Here is a 7,807-nt window from a genome sequence, read left to right as displayed (position 1 = left end):
ACTCAGTACGCCGAAATAAATTAGGAGACAACGGAAATGGGCTTGCTTGACGGCCGGGTGGTCATCGTCACGGGATCAGGAGGCGGAATCGGGCGCGCGCATGCGCTGGCCTTCGCCGACGAGGGCGCCCGCGTCGTGGTCAACGACATCGGCGTCGGTCTCGACGGTTCACCCGCAGGCGGCGGCAGCGCAGCCCAGGGCGTCGTCGACGAGATCACCGCAGCCGGTGGCGAAGCCGTCGCCAGCGGTGCGAACGTCGCCGACTGGACACAGGCCGAAGGGCTGATCCGAACCGCGGTCGAGGAGTTCGGCGGGCTCGACGTGCTGGTGAACAACGCCGGCATCGTCCGCGACAGAATGGTGGCCAACACCAGCGAAGAGGAGTTCGACGCCGTCGTTGCCGTGCACCTCAAGGGACACTTCGCAACGATCAGGCACGCAGGTGCCCATTGGCGTGCGCAGTCCAAGGAAGGCAAGGCGGTCGACGCGCGCATCATCAACACCAGCTCCGGCGCGGGCCTGCAAGGCAGTGTGGGACAAGGTAATTACAGCGCCGCCAAGGCGGGCATCGCGGGCCTGACGCTGGTGGCCGCGGCCGAGATGGGCCGCTACGGCGTCACCGTCAACGCCATCGCTCCGTCAGCCCGCACCCGGATGACGGAGACGGTCTTCGCCGACATGATGTCGACGCAGGAGGCCGCGTTCGACGCCATGGCGCCGGAGAACATCTCACCGTTGGTGGTGTGGTTGGGCAGCGCGGAATCGCGCGACGTCACGGGCAAGGTGTTCGAGGTCGAGGGTGGCATCATCCGGGTCGCCGAGGGCTGGGCCCGCGGCGCGCAGGCGGACAAGGGCGCACGCTGGGATCCAGCCGAACTCGGGCCCGTCGTCACCGATCTGCTTGCCAGGTCCAGGACACCGTTGCCGGTCTTCGGGGCCTAGGGATGGTCAAGCCGGTTCGCACACCACCAGCGGAATGACACGGTCGGCGGCGTCGCGGTAACCCTTGTACGGCGGGTACATCTTGATCAGCACGGGCCAGTAGCGCCTGCGCTCCTCGTCAGTGGCGTCGCGGGCCGCCATCGTCAGGTGCTCGTCGCGAACCTGCACCTGCACAGCCGGATTCGTCTTCAGATTCAGGTACCACAGCGGGTTGCCCTCTCTGCCCCCGAAGGAGGCGGGGACGACCACCCTCGCGCCGTCGCGCAGGCACAGCGTGGCCGTCGTCCTCGGGCTGCCCGACTTGCGGCCGGTCGTGGTGAGCAGCGCCACCGGAAACCACAGGAGCTTGGCGCCCAGCCTGCCGTTGGTGCGCTGGTACACGGCGATGTGCACTCTCGAGAAGTACTTCAGCGCAACGGCCAGCACCCGCGAGTTGCGGATGCGTTCGGACGGACCGGCCATGGACCCTAGATATCCGGGACCGACCTGCCGCAAACCCGTCAGGGTTCGCAGACCACCAACGGGATCTTGCGTTCGGTCCAGGACTGATAATCCTCGTAGGGGGGATACATCGCGACGAGCCTGGGCCAGTAGAGCTCGCGCTCGGCCTCGGTGGCCTCGCGTGCGGTCAGCTGCAGGGTTTCGTCCTTGATCTGGACCTTGACGTTCGGATTGTCCCTCAAGTTCAGGTACCACATCGGATGTTTGTCGCTGCCGCCCTTGGACGCCGCGACGATGACCTTGTCCCCGTCGCGGTGAAAGTAGAGCGGGCTGTCGCGCGGCTCGCCGGACTTGCGGCCCGTGGTGGTCAGCAGGGCGACGGGAATGCCCTGGAAGTTGCCGCCGAGGCCCGATCCGTTGCTGCGGCGGTAGAAGAACGTGTTGATGCGTGACATCCACTTGACGGCGAAGTCGCCGAACGCCGTGTCCATGTACTTCGGTCTCTTGCCTGCCATCTGCGCAACCTAATCCACGTGGAGGAACGGCCGGATGTCGGCCCGGATGTGGTGGATCTGGCCGTCAGCGCGGATGACGAACGTCTCGTCGATGTGGGCACCGACCCGTCGGCCACCGATGGACGGCTTCGTCACCAGGTCGAACTTGGCGCGGACGGATTCGCCGACGACGGTGAACTCGGGCGCGGTGGTCGCGCGGATCACCCGGTACTGAAGGCCGCCGTTCAAACTGCGGCGCAGATGGGCTCCCGAGAATCCGGTCTTGAGCCCCACTTCGATGCGAGTGCAGCCCGGTGCGAAAGGGACGGCGCTGGCGTCGTGACTGACCAAGGCATCGATGTAAGCCTGTGCGGCGGCGATGCGATCGGTGTCCGTGACCTGTGGTGCCGTCACTAGATTCGCTCGATGATGGTGCCGGTGGAAAGAGCACCGCCCGCGCACATCGTGATTAGCGCGGTGCTCTTGTCAGTGCGCTCCAGCTCGTGCAGCGCGGTCGTGATGAGGCGCGCTCCGGTGCTGCCCACCGGGTGGCCGAGCGCGATCGCACCGCCGTTGACGTTGACGCGGTCCATGTCCGGTTCGTGCACGCGAGCCCAGGACAGCACCACCGATGCGAAGGCTTCGTTGATCTCGACGACGTCGATGTCGCCCATCTTCATCCCGGCCTTCTCCAGCACCTTGGCCGTCGACTGCACCGGGCCGTCGAGGTGGTAGTACGCCTCCGAACCTACGTTGGCCTGGCTGACGATTCGAGCCCTCGGCTTGAATCCGAGGGCCCTTGCCTTGTCCTCGTCCATCCACAGCACCGCGGCCGCACCGTCGGAGATCTGCGATGACGTTCCCGCGGTGTGGATTCCGCCCTCCATCACGGGCTTCAGCTGGGCCAGCCCCTCGAGGGTGGTGTCGCGCAGGCCCTGATCGCGGGTGACGGGTGCGAGTTCTGACGTCGGGCGCTTGTTCTCGTCGAGCACCGGCGCGACGATCGGCGAGATCTCCCGATCGAACCGGCCCTCGGCCCAGGCGATCTTGGCCTTCTGCTGCGAGGCGAAGCCGAACGCGTCGATCTCCTCGCGGGTGATGCCGCGCCGCTTGGCGATCCGTTCGGCGGCGGTGAACTGGTCGGGCAGGTCGACGTCCCACGACGACGCGCGAATGATGGAGCGGTCCGGGCCTGCGTTGGCGCCAAGGCCGACCCGGCTCATGGCCTCGATGCCACACGCGATGCCGATGTCGATCGCCCCGCCGGCGATCAGTCCGGCGACCAGGTGATTGGCCTGCTGCGCACTGCCGCACTGGCAGTCCACGGTGGTGGCGCCGACGTGCTCGGGCAGACCCGCCGTCAGCCAGCCCACGCGGGTGATGTTGTTGGACTGTTCGCCGAACTGCGTGACGCAGCCCCCGATCAGCTGCTCGACGTCGCCGGCGTCGATGCCGGCCTTCTCCACCAGGGCCTTCTGGACGGCACCTAGGAGCTCGGTCGCGTGTAGGCCGGAGAGCCATCCGTTGCGCTTCCCGATCGGGCTGCGAGTGGCTTCGACAATGACAGGGTTACCCATTCCGCCAGGCTAGAACACGTTTCATAAGTCTGACAAGCTGCGATGCTGCCACGCCTTTGATCTGCAGTGAAGGCATGTTTTACTGGAACTAGAACACGTTGCATTCTTGTTGTTGAAGAGGAGCTCGTCCCTTATGACACCCCCCAATCTTCCCGCTGGGTTCGACTTCCTGGACTCGGCCCTGAATCTCGAGCGCCTGCCAGTGGCCGAGCTGGCTGAGCTGCGCAAGACCGAGCCCATCCACTGGGTCGACGTTCCCGGCGGCACCGGAGGCTTCGGAGACAAGGGCTACTGGCTGGTGGCCAAGCACGCTGACGTCAAGGAGGTGTCGCGCCGCAGTGATGTCTTCGGTAGCTCACCCGACGGTGCGATTCCGGTCTGGCCAGACGGCATGACGCGCGAGGCGATCGATCTGCAGCGTGCGGTGCTGCTCAACATGGACGCGCCGCAGCACACCCGGTTGCGCAAGATCATCTCCCGTGGCTTCACTCCGCGCGCCATCGGTCGGCTCGAGGAGGAGCTCGCCCAGCGCGCCCAGAACATCGTCAAGACCGCCGCGGCCGAGGGCGGCGGTGACTTCGTCGAGCAGGTGTCGTGCGAGCTGCCGCTACAGGCCATCGCCGGCCTGCTAGGTGTTCCGCAGGAGGACCGCGACAAGTTGTTCCGCTGGTCCAACGAGATGACCGCCGGTGAAGACCCGGAGTACGCCGACGTGGACCCGGCGCAGTCGTCGATGGAACTGATCATGTACGCGATGGCCATGGCCGACGAGCGGGGCAAGAACCCGACCGACGACATCGTCACGACGCTGATCCAGGCCGACATCGACGGAGAGAAGCTCACCGACGACGAGTTCGGCTTCTTCGTCATCATGCTCGCCGTGGCGGGCAACGAGACCACCCGCAACTCGATCACCCACGGCATGATCGCGCTCGCGGACAACCCGGACCAGTGGGAGCTCTACAAGAGGGAACGCCCGTCGACGGCGGCCGACGAAATCGTCCGCTGGGCCACGCCGGTGTCGGCGTTCCAGCGCACCGCGCTCGAGGACGTCGAACTCTCCGGCGTGCAGATCAAGAAGGGCCAGCGGCTGGTGCTGTCGTACCGCTCGGCGAACTTCGACGACGACGTTTTTGACACGCCTCACATCTTTGACGTCCTCCGTGACCCGAACCCGCACGTCGGGTTCGGCGGCTCGGGTGCCCACTTCTGCATCGGTGCGAACCTGGCCCGGATGACCATCAACCTGATCTTCAACGCGGTCGCCGACCACATGCCCGATCTGAAGCCCATCGGCGAGCCCGAACGGCTACGGTCGGGTTGGCTCAACGGGATCAAACACTGGCAGGTCGACTACACCGGCGCCTCCGCCTAGCTAGCGGTCGAAACCCCAGGAATCAAGGAGGATTCGGGTGGACTTCAGTCCAGACGAAGGGCAGCAGGCCGTCGCCGACGTGGTGACGTCCGCGCTGGAGCGGGACAACAGCTGGGATGCGCTGGTCGCCGGCGGCGTCATCGCGTTCGGCGTTCCGGAACGGCTCGGCGGTGACGGGCTGGGACTGGCTGAGATCACCACGGCGCTGACCGAGATCGGTCGGCACGGCACCGGCGGCCCTGCACTGGCGACGCTCGGGCTCGGGCTGGTGCCGCTGTTGGACCTGGCGTCCGACGAGCAGCAGGACCGCTTCCTGGCCGGGGTTGCCAAAGGGGACGTGCTGACAGCGGCGCTCAACGAGCCAGGCAACTCGCTGCCGGAGCGGCCCATCACTGCGCTCTCCGGAGGGAAGCTCTCGGGCACCAAGGTCGGGGTTCCGTATGCCGAGCAAGCGGATTGGATCCTCGTCAGCACCGACAAAGGTGTCGTCGTCGTGTCACCAAGGGCCGACGGGGTGACGTTGACGAAGACCCCGACGTCCAACCACTCCGATGAGTACGTGGTGACGTTCGACGGCGTGACGGTGCCCGACTCTGACGTGCTCGCGGGCGCTCAGCCATACCGGGTCAACCAGTTGGTGCTCGCAGCGACGGGCGCTTACGCGGCCGGGCTAGTGGCGGGCGCGCTCCGGCTCACCGCCGACTACGTCGCGAACCGCGAGCAGTTCGGCAAGCCGCTTTCGACGTTCCAGACCGTTGCCGCCCAGCTCGCAGAGGTCTACATCGCCTCGCGCACAATCGCTTTGGCAGCAACGTCGGTGGTCTGGCGGCTGGCCGAGGGCCGGGACGCCGCCGAGGATCTCGACGTACTCGGGTACTGGGTGACCTCGCAGGCGCCCCCGGCGATGCAGCTCTGCCACCATCTGCACGGCGGCATGGGCATGGACATCACCTACCCGATGGACCGCTACTACTCCACGATCAAGGACCTGACCCGACTTCTCGGCGGTCCTTCACATCGGCTGGATCTTGTCGGGGCCTCGACGTTGGCGGGAGCGTAATGTACATCGAACTGACTCCGGAGCAGCGCCAGCTGCAAGCCGAACTGCGGCAATACTTCTCGACACTCATCTCGCCCGAGGAAGCCAAGGCGATGGAGTCCGACCGGCACAACCAGGCCTATCGGGCGATCATCAAGCGGATGGGCTCCGATGGCAAGCTCGGCGTCGGCTGGCCGAAGGAGTTCGGCGGCTTGGGTTTCGGTCCCATCGAGCAGTCGATCTTCGTCAACGAGGCGCAGCGGGCCGACGTGCCGCTGCCAGCGGTGACGTTGCAGACCGTCGGACCCACGCTGCAGCAGTACGGCAGTGAGGTGCAGAAGAAGAAGTTCCTGCCGGGCATCCTGGCCGGCGAGGTGCACTTCGCGATCGGATACACCGAGCCAGAGGCTGGCACCGACCTGGCCTCGCTGCGGACCACCGCGGTGCGCCACGGCGACGAGTACGTCGTGAACGGCCAGAAGGTCTTCACCACTGGTGGACACGACGCCGACTACATCTGGCTGGCCGTCCGCACCGACCCGGAAGCCGTTAAGCACAAGGGTATTTCGATCCTCATCGTCGATACCAAGGATCCTGGGTATTCGTGGACGCCGATGATCCTGTCCGACGGCGCGCACCACACGAACGCCACGTACTACAACGACGTGCGAGTGCCCGCCGACATGCTCGTCGGCGAGGAGAACGCCGGCTGGCGGCTGATCACGACACAGCTCAACAACGAACGGGTGATGCTCGGTCCGGCGGGCCGGGTCGCGGCTCTGTACGACCGAATCCACGCCTGGGCGTCCAAGCCCGGCAGCAATGGCGACACCCCCCTGGACCACGACGACGTCAAGCGTTCGCTCGGTGAGCTCAAGGCGATGTGGCGCATCAATGAGTTACTCAACTGGCAGGTGGCGGCCGGCGGCGAAACCATCGACGTGGCGGACGCCGCTGCCACCAAGGTGTTTGGCACCGAACGCATTCAGTACGCCGGACGGCTGGCCGAGGAGATCGTCGGCGCGCATGGCAACCCGGCCGACCCCGAGACAGCGGAACTGCTTGGGTGGCTCGACAGCCAGACCAAGCGCAATCTGGTCATCACCTTCGGTGGCGGCGTCAACGAGGTGATGCGCGAGATGATCGCGGCGTCCGGCCTGAAGGTGCCGAGGGTCCCCAGGTGACGGGCGTCAGCGACATCCAGGCCGCAGCCGAACGGGTCAAGGCCGAGGGACGAAGCAAACCCCGCGTCGGACGCCACCCGGTCAACCAGCCGATGATCGACCACTGGCTCGACGCCGTCGGCGACAAGAATCCGATCTACGTCGACGAGGCGGCGGCGAAGGCCGCGGGTCATCCCGGTATCGTGGCACCGCCCGCGATGATCCAGGTCTGGACGATGATGGGCCTCGGCGGCGTCCGTCCCGACGACGATCCGTTGGGCAAGATCCTCGAATTGTTCGATGACGCAGGATATATCGGTGTCGTCGCGACCAACTGTGAGCAGACCTACCACCGCTACCTTCGTCCCGGCGAGGAGGTCAGTGTCGCCGCCGAACTGACCGACGTGGTCGGTCCCAAGCAGACTGCGCTTGGCGAGGCGTTCTTCATCACGCAGCGGATCACGTGGTATTGCGGTGATGACGTGGAAGATCCAGTCGCCGAGATGATGTGGCGCATCATGAAGTTCATCCCGCGCGACAAGGACGGCGCCGAGGAGTCCGTCTCCTCGGTGCCCGACGATCTGGATGCCGACAACGCGATGCGTCCGGCGTCGTCCAAGGACACCAAGTTCTTCTGGGACGGCGTCAACGCGCACGAACTGCGCCTCCAGAAGCGGACGGACGGCACATTGCAGCACCCGCCGGTGCCTGCGCTCTGGCTCGACAAGGACATCGAGACCGAATACCAGGTCGCCAGTGGCAGGGGCGCGGTGTTC

At 66.0% G+C, this 7,807-nt stretch carries 9 protein-coding genes; 5 read left to right on the top strand and 4 right to left on the bottom strand.

The genetic code is table 11. The annotated features are described in order from the left end of the window. The first annotated feature begins 36 nt into the window (after positions 1–36). Complete coding sequence (locus tag ACRDUX_RS38425) at positions 37–942, top strand: SDR family oxidoreductase (RefSeq protein WP_526422398.1); 906 nt, start codon at positions 37–39, stop codon at positions 940–942. A gap of 6 nt (positions 943–948) precedes the next feature. On the opposite strand, the gene ACRDUX_RS38420 is transcribed toward ACRDUX_RS38425, so the two are convergent. The 4 genes from ACRDUX_RS38420 to ACRDUX_RS38405 are packed head-to-tail and all read right to left on the bottom strand — an operon-like array spanning position 949 to position 3,454. Then, a complete protein-coding gene (locus tag ACRDUX_RS38420) occupies positions 949–1,404 on the bottom strand; it encodes a nitroreductase family deazaflavin-dependent oxidoreductase (RefSeq protein ID WP_526422396.1) in 456 nt (151 codons plus the stop codon). 38 nt (positions 1,405–1,442) lie between these two features. Continuing rightward, the gene (locus tag ACRDUX_RS38415) at positions 1,443–1,898 is read right to left on the bottom strand and encodes a nitroreductase family deazaflavin-dependent oxidoreductase (RefSeq protein ID WP_526422394.1); all 456 of its coding nucleotides are present in this window, start codon (positions 1,896–1,898) and stop codon (positions 1,443–1,445) included. A 9-nt stretch (positions 1,899–1,907) separates the two neighbouring features. Next, positions 1,908–2,291, bottom strand: coding sequence for a DUF8021 domain-containing protein (locus ACRDUX_RS38410; RefSeq protein WP_526422392.1), 384 nt, complete (start codon positions 2,289–2,291; stop codon positions 1,908–1,910). Next, the gene (locus ACRDUX_RS38405; RefSeq protein ID WP_526422390.1) at positions 2,291–3,454 is read right to left on the bottom strand and encodes a steroid 3-ketoacyl-CoA thiolase; all 1,164 of its coding nucleotides are present in this window, start codon (positions 3,452–3,454) and stop codon (positions 2,291–2,293) included. Before ACRDUX_RS38405 ends, ACRDUX_RS38410 begins: the two co-directional genes overlap by 1 nt. A 133-nt stretch (positions 3,455–3,587) precedes the next feature. Here ACRDUX_RS38405 and ACRDUX_RS38400 point away from each other — a divergent pair, with 133 nt between their 5' ends. The 4 genes from ACRDUX_RS38400 to ACRDUX_RS38385 form a co-directional block, all read left to right on the top strand. Further along, on the top strand, positions 3,588–4,829 hold the full coding sequence (locus ACRDUX_RS38400) for a cytochrome P450 (RefSeq protein ID WP_526422388.1): 1,242 nt from the start codon (positions 3,588–3,590) through the stop codon (positions 4,827–4,829). 37 nt (positions 4,830–4,866) lie between these two features. After that, positions 4,867–5,889, top strand: coding sequence for an acyl-CoA dehydrogenase family protein (locus ACRDUX_RS38395; protein WP_526422386.1), 1,023 nt, complete (start codon positions 4,867–4,869; stop codon positions 5,887–5,889). Continuing rightward, the gene (fadE29, locus tag ACRDUX_RS38390) at positions 5,889–7,052 is read left to right on the top strand and encodes an acyl-CoA dehydrogenase FadE29 (RefSeq protein WP_526422384.1); all 1,164 of its coding nucleotides are present in this window, start codon (positions 5,889–5,891) and stop codon (positions 7,050–7,052) included. Before ACRDUX_RS38395 ends, fadE29 begins: the two co-directional genes overlap by 1 nt. Beyond that, the coding region (locus ACRDUX_RS38385; protein WP_526422382.1) for a MaoC family dehydratase at positions 7,049–7,807 on the top strand (759 nt) is incomplete at its 3' end. The genes fadE29 and ACRDUX_RS38385, both read left to right, overlap by 4 nt.

It is taken from the genome of Mycobacterium sp. (genome assembly GCF_050701675.1).
GTDB lineage: Bacteria > Actinomycetota > Actinomycetes > Mycobacteriales > Mycobacteriaceae > Mycobacterium.
The sequence above is the reverse complement of the archived record's forward strand: the minus strand, read 5'-3'. Positions and strand labels throughout refer to the sequence as shown.

What these genes read in the sequence shown, in the direction of transcription:
- ACRDUX_RS38425 (WP_526422398.1), top strand. Translation starts at nt 37, where the DNA reads ATGGGCTTGCTTGACGGCCGGGTGGTCATCGTCACGGGATCAGGAGGC.
- ACRDUX_RS38420 (WP_526422396.1), bottom strand. Translation starts at nt 1,404, where the DNA reads ATGGCCGGTCCGTCCGAACGCATCCGCAACTCGCGGGTGCTGGCCGTT.
- ACRDUX_RS38415 (WP_526422394.1), bottom strand. Translation starts at nt 1,898, where the DNA reads ATGGCAGGCAAGAGACCGAAGTACATGGACACGGCGTTCGGCGACTTC.
- ACRDUX_RS38405 (WP_526422390.1), bottom strand. Translation starts at nt 3,454, where the DNA reads ATGGGTAACCCTGTCATTGTCGAAGCCACTCGCAGCCCGATCGGGAAG.
- ACRDUX_RS38400 (WP_526422388.1), top strand. Translation starts at nt 3,588, where the DNA reads ATGACACCCCCCAATCTTCCCGCTGGGTTCGACTTCCTGGACTCGGCC.
- fadE29 (WP_526422384.1), top strand. Translation starts at nt 5,889, where the DNA reads ATGTACATCGAACTGACTCCGGAGCAGCGCCAGCTGCAAGCCGAACTG.